Origin of the sequence: Catenuloplanes niger (genome assembly GCF_031458255.1) — a bacterium.
Classification (GTDB): Bacteria; Actinomycetota; Actinomycetes; order Mycobacteriales; family Micromonosporaceae; genus Catenuloplanes; species Catenuloplanes niger.
Map to the genome: position 1 here is coordinate 4,647,306 of NZ_JAVDYC010000001.1, position 16,898 is coordinate 4,664,203.

16 protein-coding genes are annotated in these 16,898 nt (G+C 72.6%); 10 read left to right on the top strand and 6 right to left on the bottom strand.

The features are described from left to right. Positions 1 to 5 precede the first annotated feature (5 nt). Positions 6 to 1,037 carry a type III polyketide synthase gene (locus tag J2S44_RS20575; protein WP_310416394.1) on the top strand — a complete coding sequence of 344 codons (1,032 nt, stop codon included), beginning with the start codon at positions 6 to 8 and terminating at the stop codon, positions 1,035 to 1,037. Here the strand turns inward: J2S44_RS20575 and J2S44_RS20580 are convergent. Then, positions 1,030 to 1,776, bottom strand: coding sequence for a hypothetical protein (locus J2S44_RS20580; RefSeq protein WP_310416397.1), 747 nt, complete (start codon positions 1,774 to 1,776; stop codon positions 1,030 to 1,032). The two genes, J2S44_RS20575 and J2S44_RS20580, sit on opposite strands and share 8 nt — an antisense overlap. A gap of 467 nt (positions 1,777 to 2,243) precedes the next feature. Between J2S44_RS20580 and J2S44_RS20585 the strand changes: the two genes are divergently transcribed. The 7 genes from J2S44_RS20585 (at position 2,244) to J2S44_RS20615 (ending at position 9,429) form a co-directional block, all read left to right on the top strand. Continuing rightward, positions 2,244 to 2,729, top strand: a complete 486-nt coding sequence (locus tag J2S44_RS20585; RefSeq protein WP_033342403.1) for a CarD family transcriptional regulator — start codon at positions 2,244 to 2,246, stop codon at positions 2,727 to 2,729. Between the two features lie 40 nt (positions 2,730 to 2,769). Continuing rightward, on the top strand, positions 2,770 to 3,477 hold the full coding sequence (gene ispD / locus J2S44_RS20590) for a 2-C-methyl-D-erythritol 4-phosphate cytidylyltransferase (RefSeq protein ID WP_310416401.1): 708 nt from the start codon (positions 2,770 to 2,772) through the stop codon (positions 3,475 to 3,477). 8 nt (positions 3,478 to 3,485) lie between these two features. After that, positions 3,486 to 3,947, top strand: a complete 462-nt coding sequence (gene ispF / locus J2S44_RS20595; RefSeq protein WP_310429806.1) for a 2-C-methyl-D-erythritol 2,4-cyclodiphosphate synthase — start codon at positions 3,486 to 3,488, stop codon at positions 3,945 to 3,947. A gap of 1,315 nt (positions 3,948 to 5,262) precedes the next feature. Then, on the top strand, positions 5,263 to 6,360 hold the full coding sequence (locus J2S44_RS20600; protein WP_310416404.1) for a tetratricopeptide repeat protein: 1,098 nt from the start codon (positions 5,263 to 5,265) through the stop codon (positions 6,358 to 6,360). A gap of 63 nt (positions 6,361 to 6,423) precedes the next feature. After that, positions 6,424 to 7,488, top strand: a complete 1,065-nt coding sequence (locus tag J2S44_RS20605; RefSeq protein ID WP_374728001.1) for a hypothetical protein — start codon at positions 6,424 to 6,426, stop codon at positions 7,486 to 7,488. 165 nt (positions 7,489 to 7,653) lie between these two features. Then, positions 7,654 to 8,130, top strand: coding sequence for an SRPBCC family protein (locus J2S44_RS20610; protein ID WP_310416410.1), 477 nt, complete (start codon positions 7,654 to 7,656; stop codon positions 8,128 to 8,130). 60 nt (positions 8,131 to 8,190) lie between these two features. Then, positions 8,191 to 9,429 carry an outer membrane protein assembly factor BamB family protein gene (locus J2S44_RS20615; RefSeq protein ID WP_310416413.1) on the top strand — a complete coding sequence of 413 codons (1,239 nt, stop codon included), beginning with the start codon at positions 8,191 to 8,193 and terminating at the stop codon, positions 9,427 to 9,429. An 81-nt stretch (positions 9,430 to 9,510) separates the two neighbouring features. On the opposite strand, the gene hisC is transcribed toward J2S44_RS20615, so the two are convergent. From hisC to J2S44_RS20640, 5 genes are all read right to left on the bottom strand, one after another. After that, positions 9,511 to 10,587 (bottom strand): histidinol-phosphate transaminase, encoded by a 1,077-nt coding sequence (hisC, locus tag J2S44_RS20620; RefSeq protein ID WP_310416416.1) that lies wholly within the window; start codon positions 10,585 to 10,587, stop codon positions 9,511 to 9,513. Beyond that, complete coding sequence (locus tag J2S44_RS20625) at positions 10,584 to 11,663, bottom strand: RDD family protein (protein ID WP_310416418.1); 1,080 nt, start codon at positions 11,661 to 11,663, stop codon at positions 10,584 to 10,586. The genes hisC and J2S44_RS20625 overlap by 4 nt, the downstream gene beginning before the upstream one ends. Beyond that, positions 11,660 to 12,187 (bottom strand): RDD family protein, encoded by a 528-nt coding sequence (locus J2S44_RS20630; protein WP_310416421.1) that lies wholly within the window; start codon positions 12,185 to 12,187, stop codon positions 11,660 to 11,662. Before J2S44_RS20630 ends, J2S44_RS20625 begins: the two co-directional genes overlap by 4 nt. Positions 12,188 to 12,296: 109 nt before the next feature. Continuing rightward, positions 12,297 to 12,680, bottom strand: a complete 384-nt coding sequence (locus J2S44_RS20635; protein WP_310416424.1) for a DUF3037 domain-containing protein — start codon at positions 12,678 to 12,680, stop codon at positions 12,297 to 12,299. Beyond that, positions 12,677 to 13,453, bottom strand: coding sequence for a HipA family kinase (locus J2S44_RS20640; RefSeq protein ID WP_310416426.1), 777 nt, complete (start codon positions 13,451 to 13,453; stop codon positions 12,677 to 12,679). Before J2S44_RS20640 ends, J2S44_RS20635 begins: the two co-directional genes overlap by 4 nt. A gap of 111 nt (positions 13,454 to 13,564) precedes the next feature. Between J2S44_RS20640 and J2S44_RS20645 the strand changes: the two genes are divergently transcribed. Together J2S44_RS20645 and J2S44_RS20650 are read left to right on the top strand one after the other, a co-directional pair. Beyond that, the gene (locus tag J2S44_RS20645) at positions 13,565 to 14,965 is read left to right on the top strand and encodes an outer membrane protein assembly factor BamB family protein (RefSeq protein WP_310416429.1); all 1,401 of its coding nucleotides are present in this window, start codon (positions 13,565 to 13,567) and stop codon (positions 14,963 to 14,965) included. Between the two features lie 51 nt (positions 14,966 to 15,016). Continuing rightward, positions 15,017 to 16,684, top strand: coding sequence for a fumarate hydratase (locus J2S44_RS20650; RefSeq protein ID WP_310416432.1), 1,668 nt, complete (start codon positions 15,017 to 15,019; stop codon positions 16,682 to 16,684). The last annotated feature ends 214 nt before the right edge of the window (positions 16,685 to 16,898 follow it).

Here is a 16,898-nt window from a genome sequence, read left to right on the forward strand (position 1 = left end):
GTGGGATGGGTGTGGCATTACCCCCGTCGGCCGATCAGGACGAGCTGTGGTCCGGCTACTTCGCGGCGCACTACCAGGGGCGGACCGCCGCCGTCGCGGAACGGATCTTCGCGAACTCCGGCGTGCGTACCCGGCAGGCCGCGGTCAACCCGCTCACCGAGGACGTCTCCGGCTGGTCGACCGAGCAGCGCATGCGCCGCTACCAGGAGGAGGCGCTGCCGCTCGGCAAGGAGGCGGTGGAACGCGCGCTCACCTCGTCCGGCCTGGACGCGGCGGACGTCGGCCTGTTCGCGGTCTGTTCCTGCACCGGCTACGCCACCCCGGGCCTGGACATCCTGCTCGCCCGTGACCTCGGCATGTCGCCGCGCACCCAGCGGCTGTTCATCGGGCACATGGGCTGCTACGCCGCGCTGCCCGGGATCGGCGCCGTCTCCGACTACGTGACCGCGCGGGACCGCCCGGCGCTGTTGCTCTGCGCGGAACTGACCAGCCTGCACATCCAGCCGCCCGCGGCCCGGCTGGAGACGCAGCAGGTGGTCTGCCACGCGCTCTTCGGCGACGCCGCGGTGGCCGTCGTGCTGCGGCCCGAGGAGCAGAACCAGCGGGGGTACGCCGTGCGCGAGGTCGCCGCGGTCACCGACCCGACGACCGCGGACCACATGTCGTGGCAGGTCACCGATCTGGGTTTCCGGATGGGGCTGTCCAACCGGGTGCCGCAGGTGCTGGCCCGGCACGTCCGCCCGATGGTCGACGACCTGCTGGCCGGGCACGGGCTGACCGTCGCGGACGTGGACGGCTGGGCGGTGCACCCGGGCGGCCCGCGCATCCTCGACACGGTGCAGCGCCACCTGGAACTGCCGGACTCCGCGATGGCCGCGTCCCGGGACGTGCTGGCCACCTACGGCAACTGCTCGTCCCCGACCGTGCTGCTGATCCTGGACGCGCTCCGCCGCCGTCCGGAGCCGCCGCGCCGGGTGCTGGCGCTCGCCTTCGGCCCCGGCCTCACGCTCTACGCCGTGCTGCTCGAGCTCAGCTGAGCTGCTCGAGCGTCACGCGGTACTCGTCCGCGCCGGTGGCGGCCGGGATCGTGCGAAGAATCTCGTTCCGGTCGTCGACCAGCACCACGGCGCCGCCGCCGGTCGGCTCCGGCAGGTCGGTGACCGCGCGCAGCGAGCCGGCCTGGTCGGTCAGGTGCAGCAGGCCGGGCCGGGGCGTGGCGGGTGCGCCGGAGGCCGGGAGCCGGCTCACCGCCACCACCCGCACGCCGGGCGGCGCGGCCCGCAGCGTCTCCTGCAGCAGCCGGTCGCAGGCGCAGCCGTCGGTGATCACGAACACGGCCGGCAGCAGTGCCCGCAGCGGCGTGCTGCTGCCGTCCGCCGCGACCAGGTCGAGCGCGGGCAGCGTGCGCCCCGGACCGGGGGTGTGCCCGGTCGCGGTGCGCTGCGTCACCGGCGTGCGCGCCTGACCGAGCCAGCTCACCAGGAACAGACTGGTCAGCGTGGTGATGATGGCGATCCCCATGATCACCAGCGGAATTCGGAGTGCTGTCTCACTCGGCGGCCGGACGATCCGGGTCAGGAACGCGCGGCGGGTGACGATGGGAGCGGGTGGCTCGGGCCGCTGCCGGTCACGCAGCTCGCGCCGGACGGCCGCGGCCTCGTCGGCGAGCGCGGAGGCGTCGTCCGGAATGACTATCGATCGCCACTCGGGAGGGAGTTCCGGCAGGTCACTGTCGTCCGGAGGAGGTACGTCGCCGTTGCCGTCAAGCGTGCCCATCTGCGCCCCCTGACCGGCCCACCGGAAGTGACTCGGGGTCCGGCTTACAGCGTCTCGCACCCGGGCGTTCACCGCCAGTGGGGCACGGGGTGGCCATCGGCGATAGAATGGGGCCGCCGCATCGTTGAGCCACGACCTTCTGCAAGACCGTGCAAGTTTTTCTGGCCAGGATTTTTCGCCCCAGCCGGGCATCGCGGACCGCCGCCGGCGCTCCGTTTCGTCCCGGATGAGGCAGCTCGATCCAGACGTGCTGATCTGTCCGACCTTAGCGACTGTCGATCTCGACCGTCACCGCAGGTCGGTGATGTATTGGTTACGCTGCGTCAGCGAATCATCTGAATGGCGCGCTGTCAAGCCTGAGAAAGACCTTTCACAGGGTGTCTGAGCTGCGCAAATGGTCAGGGTCGGGGTGGGACATCGGTGTCCGACCGTGTTACGCTAGACACAGCGAAAGGGGTTTCGAACCTATGGTTTTCAGTGTCGGCGAGACCGTTGTTTACCCCCACCACGGGGCCGCACTCATCGAGGCTATCGAGACTCGGGTCGTCAAGGGCGAGGAAAAGCTCTACCTCGTCCTGAGGGTCGCTCAGGGTGACCTGACGGTGCGGGTTCCCGCTGAGAACGCCGAGATCGTCGGTGTACGTGAAGTGGTCGGCGAAGAGGGCCTTGGCAAGGTCTTCGACGTTCTCCGCGCACCGCACACCGAGGAGCCGACCAACTGGTCGCGGCGCTACAAGGCAAACCTGGAAAAGCTGGCCTCCGGCAACCCGCTGAAGGTCGCCGAGGTCGTCCGCGACCTGTGGCGTCGTGAGCGGGAGCGGGGCCTCTCCGCCGGCGAGAAGCGCATGCTGGCGAAGGCTCGGGACATTCTCGTCGGCGAGGTGGCACTCGCGGAGAAGAGCACCAAGGACGAGGCGGAGACGCTTCTCGACAAGGTCCTCACCGAGGCCTGAGATCACCAGCACCACCCCTGATAAACGACAGGACCGCGACGTGACCGCGCACCTTGACCCGCGCGGTGACGTCGCGGTCCTTGTTCCTGCCGCCGGCGCGGGTGTCCGGCTCGGCCCGGGCGGCCCCAAGGCGCTGCGACTGCTCGGCGGTGAACCGCTGCTGGTGCACGCGGTGCGCCGGGTCGCGGCCGCCCGTGGCGTCCGCCAGATCGTGATCGCGGCACCCCCGGCGGACGTCGCGTTCGTGGCCGAGCTGCTCGCGCCGATCGCCGAGGTGACGGTCGTCCCCGGCGGCGCCGACCGGCAGAGTTCCGTGTCGGCCGCGCTCTCCGCCGTACCGGTGGAGGTGGACGTCGTCCTGGTCCATGACGCGGCGCGGGCGCTGGCACCGGCCGCGCTGGTCGAGTCCGTGGCCGCGGCCGTGCGTGGCGGCGCCGGCGCGGTGATCCCGGTGCTGCCGGTGGTCGACACGATCAAGGAAGTCGACGCGACCGAGACCGTGCTCGGCACCGTCGACCGGTCCACGCTCCGCGCGGTGCAGACCCCCCAGGGCTTCCGGCGTGACCTGCTCGTCGCCGCGCACGCGGCCGCGGTCGCCGCGCACACCGACGACGCCGGCATGGTGGAGAAGCTGGGCGAGCCGGTCGTGTGCGTGCCCGGCTCCGACCTCGCCATGAAGATCACCCGCCCGATCGACCTGGTGCTCGCGGAACACCTGCTGACCCATGAGGCAGGATCCACCACGTGATCATTCCGATGGTGGGCGTGGGAACCGACGTGCACGCGTTCGAGGCGGGCCGCGACTGCTGGGTCGCCGGCCTGCACTGGCCCGGCGAGACCGGCCTGGCCGGCCACTCCGACGGCGACGTCGCCGCACACGCCGCCTGCGACGCCCTCTTCTCCGCGGCCGGCCTCGGCGACCTCGGCGGCAACTTCGGCACCGACCGCCCCGAGTGGTCCGGCGCGTCCGGCGTGGCACTGCTCACCGAGGCCGCGGCCCGGGTCCGCGCGGCCGGCTTCGAGATCGGCAACGTCTCCATCCAGGTGATCGGCGTCCGCCCGAAGATCGGCAAACGCCGCGACGAGGCCCAGAAGGCACTCAGCACCGCCGCCGCCACCACCATCACCGTCTCCGGCACCACCACGGACGGCCTCGGCCTCACCGGCCGCGCGGAGGGCCTGGCCGCCATCGCGGTCGCAATGATCTACCGCCGCTGACGCGCGCCCACCGGAAGACCGATCCACGACCGGATCAAGCCCCAACAGCAGTTCTTCTGCCCACTTCCGGCGTGGACGCTTTCCCAGTGCTCCCGCGGGCACCGGTCGGCCGCGGGCGGCCTCCCTGCAAGATCCGTCGCTGGCCAAGCCAAAGCCCGCGCTTGCGCGCTGGTTCGCGCTTGCGCGCTGGATTCCACTTCCGCGCTCCGCGCTCGCGTCGGGACCTGCGGTGCGGCCAGATCGACGGCTAGGCCTTCAACCGCAGAGTTTCGTCGAGCCGGCGATGGGACCGAACGCTTCGCACCTGGAATCGCGGGATTCAGCGGCGCCGACTCCAGCGTCAGCCTTTTCATCGTGGCCTGTTCGGTGAAGCGAACGGCATGTCGGCCGCCGAATGCCCGATCAAGCGCCATAGCGAAGAATGGTGATACTTCACGACCGCGCCCGTACTCCGAAATTTCGGGTAGGAACGTTCCGACAGAGATGCTTGCCACGCGAGCCCTTGCCGTCCGACTTGGATCGCGCCGTCAACTCCCAAATCGCTCGGCCTTTCGTCCCTGGGTGCTGCGGAAGTGTGGGACGTCGGCTGCGGCATCTGTGTGACCCGGCCACCGTGGCCGGAATCGCATACGATGCGCGGCCTGCGGCACGTGCGTGACGTCGGGCTCGTCGGCGTCGCGGATCACGTGGGTGACGTCGGCAGCGGGGATCGCGTGGGTGCCCTCGGGTCGTCGGCGTCGGAGATCGCGTGTGTCGTGGGGTGTCGGCAGCGCGGATTGCGTGGGGTATCGGCGGCGCGGATCGCGGGTGTCGTGGGGTTGCCGGCAGCGCGGACTGCGTGGGTCTCGGCGGCGGGGGATTCCGTGTGACGTGGGGCGCCGGGAGCGGGGTCACGTGGGGGTGCCGGGAGCGCGGTCAAGTGCCCGTGTCGCTGTGTTGGTCGCCCCGGCGCGAGAGACGCGTGCTCTGTGGGGCCGCGGCACGTCGGCGACATGAGGTCGGCCGAAGGCGGTAGGGCGGCCGGCGCGTGGCGTGACCTCCGGCGGGACCTGAGCCGCGTGTTCTTCCGGGCCACGGCGGTACCGGCTCCGTCGCCGCGGGCGCAGCGGAGCGCCGGCGGAGTCGGAGCCCTCGGCGCGGTTTGCCCGCGGGAGCATGCGGGCCGCACCACGCCGGAAGCGGGAACGGGATGTGGGTCTTGATTCGGCGCGTAGCGACGGCGAGGGCGGATCCGTCGGCCGCGGTCGGTGACGGATCGGGGCGTTATCAGCGAAGGCTCAGCTTCGTCGTAGAAACGCTCGCATAAGCTCGAGGCGTGCCGAGCGACGCCGCCCCCGACAGCACGCCCGACCGGACCCCGGACGAGGGTGCCGATTCGACGAGCGCGAACGAGCACGTGCAGCGTGCCGCGCTGCTCGCTGATCTGGAGGCTTATCCGGACGCGATCGTCGAGCTGGAGGCCGCGCTGGCGGTGGAGCCCGGCGATCCGTGGACGCTGGCGATGCTGGCCCGGGTCTATCTGGCCACCGACCGGCCGGCGGACGCGCTGGTGAGCGCGGATCAGGCGGTGCGGGCCGCGCCGGGGCAGGTGGCGCCGCTCGTGGTGCGCGGCATCGCGCTGGTCGAGCTGCAGCGCTTCGCGGAGGGGGCCGAGGTCGCGGAGCAGATCCTCCGGCTCGGCCCGCAGGAGGCGTACGCGCAGCGCACCGGGGCCGCGCTGCTCAGTGAGACGCGTAACGGCCAGGTGGCGCTGGACACGGCCTGGCACGCGGTGACGCTCGCGCCGACCGAGCCGGAGAGTCATCTGGTGCTCGCGCTGGTCGCGGCCCGGCTGCACCAGTTCGACCTGGCCGAGCGGGCCTACCGGGAGGCGATCCGGCTCAATCCGGACCTGGAGCAGGCCGGTGCCGACTCCGGGCTGCTGCGTCTGGAGCAGCGGCGGTACGCGCGGGCGCTGGCCGGGCTCGCCGCCGAGGCGTCGAAGGAGGAGCCGGTCGCGTTCGACCCGCGCGCGCGGGAGACCGCCACCCAGACGCTGGGCCGCACCACGGATGAGGCGCTGCACCGGGCGCTGCTGATCGCCGGCGGTGGCGCGCTGATCGTGGCGGTGCTGGTCGCGTTCAGTGCCTCGGTGGACGGTGCGCTGTCCCGGTTCGCGGCCGTCTCGCTGACCGTGCTCGGTGCGATCGCGATGGTGATCTACCTGGCGCAGATTCCGCGAATGGTGCGGGAGCGTTTCCCGCAGCTGCTGCGCACCGAGCGGCCGCTGCTGATCGCGCTGGTCTGTACGGCCGCGATGCCGCTGCTGTTCCTGGTCTACGCCATGATCGGCACGCCGTGGCCGCTGGTGCTGGCGATCGCGTCCGGCGCGGTCGCGGAGCTGATCGTCTTTCTCAGGTCCCGTCGCTTCTGACGCGTTGCTCTTGTCGGTCGATCGAGACTTCCATTAGGTTCAATAGCCGTGCCACCGGGGTTGATACCGCCGTTGCTCGCGGGGCTGGTGGATGACGCGGCCCTGGCCTCCGGCGGCACCACACCGCTCGACGCCGCCGCGATCATCGACGCCGCGGAGGTTCACCGTGAGCACGTCACGGGGTGGTACGCGCCGCTCGTCGGCCCGCTGCTGCTCCCCGCGTCCGCGGCCCCCGTGCTGCCGGCCGACGCGGTCAGCCCGGCCGGCGCCGGTAGCCCGGCCGGCGCCGGTAGCCCGGCCGGCGCCGGTAGCCCGGCCGGCGCCGGTAGCCCGGCCGGCGCCGGTAGCCCGGCCGGCGCGGGCCTACCGGCCGACCCGGGCCGTCCGGCAAGCGCGGGTATCCCGGCCGGCGCGGGCCGCCCGGCGAGTGAGGGCTCGGCGGCGACGGCGGGCACACCGAGCAGCGCGGGCGCGGCCGAGATCGCGGTGATCGCGGACACCGGGCTGGACGGTTTCCTCGCGGTCCGGGAGCGGCTGGCGCGGCACTTCACGATCCGCCAGGTCGAGGTCGCGGTGGCGAAACGCGGCGAGGACCCGCAGCCGGGCCTGCACCGCCTGATCCGCGCGCTGGCGTCCGGCGCGGCACCCAAGGGCTACGCGGAGATCCCGCTCAGCTGGGGTCTGCTCGGCGCGCTGGACACGGTGGCCTCGGCGCGTGCGGCCGGTGCACCGCTGAGCGCGAAGTTCCGCACCGGCGGGCTCGCTGCGGAGCTGTTCCCGACGCCGGTCGAGCTGGCCGCGGTGATCTGCGCCTGCCGGGAGCGGGAGCTGCCGTTCAAGCTGACCGCCGGTCCGCACCACGCGCTGCGCAGCGCGGATCCGGAGACCGGCTTCGTGCACCACGGCTTCCTGAACGTGCTGGTCGGCACGCTGCTGGCGGTGGAGGGCGGCGAGGTCACGGACGTGGCCGAGGCGCTGGCGGCGACCGATCCGATGCGTCTGATCGAGCCGGTCCGGGTGCGCCAGCACCAGCCGCGGCCGCTGTGGGACGGTTTCGGCGCCGCGTCCGTGGTGGACCCGTTGACCGATCTGATCCGCTTCGGCCTGGTAGATGGCGGTTTCGATTAGCCGGATCGTAGGAATGCCTGCCCATAGCCGTGACCGGACCGCTACTCTGCGGCAGTAAGAGCTGGGGCATGCGTGGGCCGCGCGCACCGACACCGATGTGAACGTCCGGCCCTCGCCTCGGTTCGACGGGATCCACTGCACACGCCCCATCGGGAGAGGCGGACCATGTCGACCATCGCGGTCACCCGGACGATCAAGGCGCCCGCCGCGCGGGTGTGGCAGGTCTTCACCGATCTGCAGGGCCGCGCCGGATGGCTCTCCACGGTCGACCACGTCGAGGTGCTCACCCCCGGTGACCTCCGGTCCGGCTCGGTCTGGCAGGAGACGCGGCACATGCCGGACGGCGCGCTGGTCACCGAGGAGTTCCGGGTGGAGGAGTGCGACGAGGGCGCGCGGTTCGTGGTCAGTTCGCCCGGCATCGGCGCGGACTACCGGATGACGTACACGTTCACGCCGATCGAGGACGGCCGGCACCGTGGCGAGACCGCGGTGACCGCGGTGCAGGAGGGTGCCGCGCTGGAGCCGCGTGGCCGGCTGCTCGCGCTGGTCCTCGGCGGGCTCGCGGCGATGGTCTCCGAGGGCGCGCTCCGGCAGGACCTGCACGATCTCGCGGTCGCGGCCCAGCCCGTCGCGACCCGGTGACCGGGCGGCCGGCGCGGTTCGACAGGCGGCCGGGAGCACGTCCACGGTAGGGTTCTCCGCGTGCGCGAGGAGGCGGGGAAGAAGAGCCGGGCCGGCTGGTGGCAGGCGTCGCTCGCGGCGTCCGTGCTGGTCGTCCTGGGTGTGATCGCGGTCGTCCGGGTGCTCCCGCCGGCCGAGGTGCTGACCGTGACGCCGGTGGCGAACGCCGCGCCGATCGAGCGGAAGACCGGCACGGCCGGCCTGCTCTACTCGGCGCCGCTGATCGTGGACGGCGACATCCGGGTCTACGCGAGCGCCCGGCAGGTGCGCGCGGACACGCCCGCCGCCGCACGGACCGAGCGGACCCCGGCCTGGACGTTCCGGCGCTGGCCGCAGAGCCTGCTCGGGGTGGCCGAGGCGGGCGGCGTCGTGGTCAGCCGCTGGACGGACGGCGAGCTGGTCGGCATCCGCGCGAGCGACGGCGAGCTCGCCTGGCGGGCGTCCGGCCCGGAGCCGGCACCGGACGCGGAGCCGGCCACGCCGCGGCGTACCGGTGAGGAACTGGTCTGGACGCCGGTGGATCTCTACACGGCCGGCGACGAGCTGGTCGTGGTGCGTGGCGCGGACACGGTCCGGGTCTTCGAGGCGGTCACCGGCCGGGAGCGCGCGCCGATCGGCGCGGCCTGCGGGCCGGCGAGCTTCACCACGGCGAGCGGCGGGTTCGCGTGCCGCACCACGACCGGCCTGACCGTGTACGACCTGGCCGGTGGCGCCGCCCGGGAGTGGGTGGCGGCCGGTGAGGTCACCGCGGACTCGTGCCGGCTCGGCGCGTCCTCGTGCGCGCTGGTCCGGGACGGCGGCACGGCCTACCGGTTCGCGGCCGACGGCGTGCGGGCCGCACCGGCGGCGAACGCACCGGGTGCGAAGGTGCTCGGCGAGACGGTCTACACCACGGACGGCGCACGCACCGCGTCCGCGCGGAACCTGGTCACCGGCGCGGAGGTCTGGACCTGGCCGGGCCGGACCTGGGACGAGGAGCTGCGGGTGCTGGCCGTGCAGCCGGGCCGGGTGCACCTGCTCAACGCGGCGGACCGGCTGATCACGCTGGACGCGGCGACCGGCACCCAGATCTCGCTCTTCGCGTTCGGCGTGCCGACCTCGAAGACCGAGCCGACGCGCGAGCGGCACTGGACGCCGGGCACCGCGTACGCCACGGACGGCCTGGTCGTCGCCGTGCGCCGCAAGCTGAACGCGCCGGACACGGCGGAGGACAGGGACTTCTACTTCGCGGGTGAGGGCGTGGCCGTCGCCGTCAGCTGAGCACCGCCGCACCGTGATCGAGGCGCCCCGCACGTCGTACCGGCGACATGCGGAGCGCCTCGATCACGTTCGCGGGGTGCGTCAGAGCGCGTCGGTGGCGGCCGCGAGGAACGCGTCGTTCTCGGTGGCGGTGCCGATCGTGACGCGCACGCCGTCGCCCTGGAACGGGCGGACGATCACGCCGCGGGCCTCGCAGGCCGCACCGAACGCGGCGGCCGAGTCACCGAGCGGCAGCCAGACGAAGTTGGCCTGGCTGTCGGGCACGTCCTGGCCGAGTTTGCGCAGCTCCGCGGTGACCCGGTCGCGTTCGCCGACCACCAGCGCGCACCGGCGGCGCACCTCGTCCTCCTGCTGGAGCGCGGCCAGCGCCGCCGCCTGGGCCAGCAGGTTCGTGGAGAACGGCGTGGTCACCTTGCGGACCGCGGCCGCCACCTCGGGCGCCGCGACCAGGAAGCCGATCCGCAGCCCGGCCAGGCCCCACGCCTTGGAGAGCGTGCGCAGCACGGCCACGTTCGGCCGGTCCGCGTAGGTGTCGATGCCGTCCGGCACGTCCGGGTCCGTGTTGAACTCCCGGTACGCCTCGTCCAGCACCACCAGCACGTTCTCCGGCACCGCGTCGAGGAACCGGTCGATCTCCGCGCGGCGCAGGCTGGTACCGGTCGGGTTGTTCGGGTTGCAGACGAACACCAGCCGGGTCCGGTCCGTGATCGCGGCGGCCATCGCGTCCAGGTCGTGGCCGTGGGCGGGCGTGTTCGGCACGCGGATCGCGGTGGCGCCGACCGAGGCGGCCACGATCGGGTACGCCTCGAACGACCGCCACGCGATGATGATCTCGTCGCCCGGCAGGCAGGTGGCGCGCGCCAGGTTCTCGCAGATCGCCACGGAACCGCAGCCGGTGACGAGCCGGTCGGCCGGCACGCCGTACCGCGCGGCGAGCCGCTCCCGCAGCTCGACCGCGGCCAGGTCCGGGTAGCGGTGCGTGCCCGTGGCGGCCGCGGTGATCGCCTCCACCACGCCGGGCAGCGGCCCGAACGGCACCTCGTTGCTGGCGAGCTTGATCGCCTCCGCCATGCCCAGGTCGCGGGCCAGGTCGGCCGGGCTGCGGCCGGGCACGTACGCCGGGATCGCGTCCAGGTCGGCGCGGGTCAGCCGGGTCATCGGTCACCTCCGGTGGTGTCGGTGCGGCTCTCGGGGTCGGCCGAGGGTCGCGCGGGCACCGGGGTGCCGGTCACGTTCCTCGGCAGCTGGACCACCACGGTCTGGGCGACCCGGTCGTGCCAGGCGCGCTGCGTGTGCCGGTCGAACAGCGGGGACAGCCCGTCGAGCAGCTGCCAGAGCAGTCCGATGCCGCAGCAGGACCAGAACAGCGTGGCGGTGCCGTAGAGGTTCCAGCGGCGGAACGCGCGGCCGAAGCCGGGCGTCGCGCCGTCCTGCAGACCGATGGTCTTGATGCCCATCAACCGCTTGCCCAGCGTCTGGCCGGTGTTCGCGATCTGCGGCACCTCGTAGGCGAACCACACCATCGCGGTGACCACCAGCATCGCCAGCTGCAGGTAGCTGAACCGGTCGGAGGCGGTCGGCATCGCCGGGTTCTCGCCGCGCTCGGTCGCGGCCACGTACTCGACGGCCTGCGGCAGGTACACCTGCAGCTCCTGGACGAACTGCACCAGGAACCACGAGTTCGCGATCAGGACCAGCACGGTGAGCAGGCCGAGGTCGATCAGCCGGGCCACGAATCGTGCGCCGTAACCGGCCAGCGGCATCCCGTGCGGCAGTACCGGCGCCGGCGGCCAGCCGGGCGGCGGGTAACCGGGCTGCCACCCGGGCGGCGGCCCACCCTGCGGCCAGCCGGGCGGCGGCGCGCCGGGTTGCCAGCCGGGCGGCGGCCCACCGGGTTGCCAGCCGGGCGGCGGTGCACCGTGCGGCCAGCCGGGCGGTGGCGGCGGCGTGCCCTGGGGCCAGCCGGGCGGCGCGGTCCGCGGGTGACCGGCGTGGTGCTGCGGTGGCGTGCCGGTCCGGTCGGCGGGCCAGCCCTGCGGACCGCCGTCGCGGGCCGGTGGCGTGCCGTCGACGCCGGTCGCGGCCGGGGCCGCGGCCGGTTCCGGTGGCGGCGGCCCGTCCGGCGGGGTCACGTCCGCCGGGAGCGGCGCGCCCAGCCAGCCCTCCCCGTCCCACCAGCGCTGGGTGGCCGGGTCCGCGGGATCCTTGTACCAGCCGGGGGCGATGTCGCTCACTGGAACACCCCGCCGGGCCTCGCTGTGCTGCTCACCGGAGAAACCTTAACCACCGTGGTGGACGCGGCCTTGTCGTGGAGGCACTGCTGCCACGGCTTGTCCCAGAGTTGCCACAGTCCGTCGAGGTAGTTGGCGAACGGCACCAGGCCCAGGCCGATCGTCGCGCCCCAGCGCTTGGCCGCGTCGGCGCGGCTGATGGCCTGGCCGGGCTGGGTGCCCAGGCGGATGATGTGCAGCTTCATGAACCGCTTGCCCGGTGTCTGGCCGCTCCGCAGCACGAACTCGACGTGGTACAGGTAGCTGATCACCAGGCCGAGGACGAACGTGGCGCCGACCGAGATGAAGATCGACGCGATGAAGCCGGGGGCCGCGTCCGGGTTCGCGGTGCCGTCCGGCCCGGACAGCGCGATCGCCTGCGCGGTGACGTAGATGATCAGCGGAATCGTATAGATCGCGGCGACCGCGCCGAGGATCGCGCCGTCGATCACATACGCGGCGAGCCGCTCGCCGAACGGGGCCAGCACGGGTGGCGGTGCGGAATATCCGGGATGACCGGTATATGCGGGAGGGGGACCCGAGTACTGCGGATTCACCGGCACAGTCTCCCAGGTCACGCTGAGGAATGCCTGCGAGCTACCGGACGAGCACGTCCATCAGCCGCTCCAGTTCCGCCGCCGGGTCCGCGGTCAGCCCGGTGTGCACCGGCCCGGTCTGGATGATCGTGCTGCGCGGCGCGGTCAGCCAGCGGAAACGTTCGCCGGGCCGCATGCGTGAGGCCGGGCCGCAGACCGCGTCGCCGGCCGTGGTGACCTCGAACGACCGCAGCGCGCCGAGCACCGCGTCCGCGTCGACGGTACGGTCCAGCGCGTGCAGCCGGCCGAGGTCGAGCTGGGTGCGCGCGGCCAGGAACCCGGTGCGCTGGCAGTAGAGGATCACGCCCACGTTGATCTGCTCGCCGCGCTCGACCCGGGGCAGCACGCGGACCACCGCGTACTCGAAGAGCTGCCGGTCGCTCACTGCGCCACCCCCGCCGGCAGCCACGCGTCCCGGCCGGCCGCGCGGGCGAGCAGGTGATCGCGATACGCCGCGCGCACCCCGTCCGGGCCGGCGAGCCGCGGGTCCTCGCTGTCCGGCGCGGCCAGCCAGCCGTCCGGCACCAGTGCCAGCACCTCGGTCAGCAGCTCGCCGGTGATCTGCGGCCCGAGCGAGGCGTCGGCCTCGGCGAGCTGGGTGGCGAACGGTGCGAGCACGTGGTCGTCCCCCTTGAACGGGCGGTGCACCACCGCCTGCGCCCGCGGCCAGTTGTGGTGGAAGTAGAGCGCGGCGCCGTGGTCGATCAGCCAGAGTCCGCCGTGCGCCCAGGTCAGCATGTTCGGGTTGCGCCAGCTGCGGTCCACGTTCTCCACGAACGCGTCGAACCAGACGATCCGCGAGGCCAACAGCGGGTCGACCGGGTGGGCGAGCGGGTCGAAGCCGAGCGCGCCGGGCAGGAAGTCCATCCCGAGGTTGTCGCCGCCGGAGTGCTTCAGCAGCTCCTGGACCTCCTGGTCCGGTTCGGCGCGGGCGATCACCGGGTCCAGCTCCAGCACCACCAGCTCGGGCACGGGCAGGCCGAGGCGGCGGGCCAGCTCACCCGCGATCACCTCGGCGACCAGGGCCTTCGGGCCCTGGCCGGCGCCACGGAACTTGACCACGTAGGTGCCGAGGTCGTCGGCCTCGATCACGCCGGGCAGTGACCCACCCTCACGGAGCGGTGTGACATACCGCGTCCCGACAACTCGGCGAAGCATGGTCAAGAGCTTACGGCGTACCCCGGTGGAGGGATTTGGGCTTTTTTGGGATGGACAGGCGGCATTTGTGCGAGTGCCGACCCAGATCATGACCGTGGTTAGCGTGGTCGCGTGGCGAACGGCCGGCGTCCCTGCATCAGGTGCTGGCTGATCCTTGCCGTCATCGCGCTGGTCACGCTGGCGCTGACCAACGTCTGGAACCCCTGGCCCGGCATGTGGGCGTGGGTGAACCAGAGCGGCACGCTCGCCGAGCCGGCGCCGCTCTGGCAGCAGCGGGTCGGCGCGCTGCCGCGCACGGTCACGATCGCCGGTGGTGCCGTGATCATCGACCGGGGTGACGCGGTCGAGGGGCGCGCGCTCGCCAGCGGCGGTGTGGCCTGGGAGAAGACCGGGATCAGCTGGAACGCGGTGGCCGGCGACGGGGACGGCGCGGTGGTGCTGACCGGCGAGCTGCTCACCAAGGGCTACCAGGTGCTCAACCCGTACGACGGGTCCGTGCTGCGGACCAGCACGGACGCGGTGGGCGTCTGGACGTACCGGAATCTGGTGATCGACGTCCGGTGTTTCGCGGCCAAGGACTGCGTGCTGTCCGCGTTCGACCCGCGCGGGACCGCACCGCGCTGGTCGACGGATCTGCCCGGCATCCAGGTCGGCCTGAACGCGGACAACCCGAGATCCTTCGGTACGGAGTTGCTGACCGCGCCCCGGGTGAGCGCGGACGCGGCCGGCCCGCAGCCCGCACCCGGCCTGCTCGGGCTGCCGATCGACGGCAAGGTGTTCGTGGTGGAGACCGGCACCGGCCGGGTCGCCCGGGTGGCCGACCCGGGCCGCGAGGAGCGGGTGACCACCGCGGGCGGCCGGGTGATCCGGGTGCTCGCCCAGTCCGCGGACGGCACCTGCTACTTCACGGTCACCGGTCACGAGGCCGGCACCGGCCGGGAGGTCTGGCGGCAGACCGCGCTGAACCTGCGCACCACGGAGAGCGCGGGCTGCGCGCAGCGCACGGACCCGCGCGGCGGCCGCAACGTGGTGCTCGGCGTGGCGCCGGACCGCCGCGAGGTGATCGTGGACATGTACGACGGCCGGCTGCTGTGGACCGGCGATCCGGGCGACCGGGTGCTGTCGGTGGACGACCAGTTCGTGACCGTGCACTCCGAGGACGGCCGGCTGCTGCGCGGGTACGTGCTGGGCGAGGACCGGGTGGCCTGGTCGCGCGACGCGGACGCGGACACCCGGGCCGCGATCGCCCGGTACGCGGTGGTCGTGGTCGAGCAGGACCCGGACCGGGTGATCGCGCTCGCGCCGTCGACCGGCGCCGTGCTGGCCGAGGTCCGGTCCGGCGCGGACGTGCTCGCGGCCGGCCCGGCCGGACTGATCATCGGGGACGGCCGGGACATCGGTTACGTGCCCTACGGGTCGCAACTTGCCGATGGTGGGACTTCCGACCAAACGGGCGCCGATGCGGCGTGCACGGACCCGGCACAGCCCAATTGCGGCCTCTCCGGCAAGTAGCCACGGACCGGTCACCGAACCCGCGCCCGGACTGGCCTAGGCTTGCGGCTCATGAGCAGTGCCGCCGCCTTCTCCCATGCCCCCCTGCTACCGCTCGGGGAAGACCTGACTGAATACCGCCTGGTGAGCGACGAGGGCATCGACGTCGTCAACGGGCCCGGCGGGCGCCGCTTCCTGACCATAGAGTCGTCCGTGCTGACCCAGCTGACCACGGAGGCGATGCACGACATCGCCCACTACCTGCGCCCGGCGCACCTCACCCAGCTGCGGTCCATCATCGACGACCCGGCCGCCTCGCCGAACGACCGTTTCGTCGCCACCGACCTGCTGCGCAACGCGAACATCGCGGCCGGTGGCGTGCTGCCGATGTGCCAGGACACCGGCACCGCGATCGTGGTCGGCAAGCGCGGCCGGCACGTCCTGACAGACGGGCTGGACGAGGAGGCGATCGCGCGCGGCGTCTACGACGCGTACACCCGGCTCAACCTGCGCTACTCCCAGCTCGCGCCGCTGACCATGTGGGACGAGAAGAACACCGGCACCAACCTGCCGGCGCAGATCGAGCTGTTCGCGGAGGACCCGGGCGGGCAGCCGGACGCGTACAAGTTCCTGTTCATGGCGAAGGGCGGCGGCTCGGCCAACAAGTCCTTCCTCTACCAGGAGACGAAGGCGCTGCTCAACCCGACGCGGATGATGCAGTTCCTGGAGGAGAAGCTGCGCTCGATCGGCACGTCGGCCTGCCCGCCGTACCACCTGGCGATCGTGATCGGCGGCACCTCCGCGGAGTACGCGCTGAAGACCGCGAAGCTCGCCAGCGCGAAGTACCTGGACGCACTGCCCACCTCCGGCTCGATGCTGGCGCACGGCTTCCGCGACGTGCAGCTGGAGGCCGAGGTACTGGAGCTGACCCGGCAGTTCGGCATCGGCGCGCAGTTCGGTGGCCGGTACTTCTGCCACGACGTGCGGGTGGTCCGGCTGCCCCGGCACGGCGCGTCCTGCCCGGTCGCGATCGCGGTGTCCTGCTCCGCGGACCGGCAGGCGGTTGCCAAGATCACTCCGTCCGGCGTGTGGCTGGAGCGGCTGGAGACCGACCCGGCCCGCTTCCTGCCGGACGTCACGGACGAGACGCTGGAGACGGACCAGGTCGTCAAGGTCGACCTGAACCGCCCGATGGACGAGATCCGCGCGGAGCTGTCCCGCTACCCGGTGAAGACCCGGCTCTCGCTGAGCGGTCCGCTGGTGGTGGCGCGCGACATCGCGCACGCGAAGATCGCCGAGCTGCTGGACGCCGGCGGTGCCATGCCGCAGTACCTGCGCGACCACGCGGTCTACTACGCCGGACCGGCGAAGACCCCCGAGGGGTACGCGTCCGGCTCGTTCGGCCCGACCACGGCCGGCCGGATGGACGCCTACGTGGAGAAGTTCCAGGCCGCGGGCGGCAGCATGGTGATGCTGGCGAAGGGCAACCGGTCGCGCGGCGTGACCGAGTCGTGCCACCGGTACGGCGGCTTCTACCTCGGTTCGATCGGTGGCCCGGCCGCGCGCCTGGCCCAGGACTGCATCCGCCACGTCGAGGTGCTCGAGTATCCCGAGCTGGGCATGGAGGCGGTCTGGAAGATCGAGGTGGAGGACTTCCCGGCGTTCATCGTGGTGGACGACAAGGGCAACGACTTCTTCGCCGAGGTCACCAAGCCGGTCCTGACCGTCGGTCGTCGGTAACTCGCCGTGACGTATTGGTCGCATGCCCGCCCGGTCGTGGTGACGCGCGGACGGGCAGGCGACCACCCCCGATGTGATCTTGCAAGACGTGTTCGCACATCCGCAGCCATAGCCTGCCGCACGGCGCTTCCGAAACGCTGCTGTTTTGCTCTCACGGTGAATGATCGGGTGGGCGGCGTATCGGCGGACCGAGGCCGGTTCGTCGCGCTCGGCG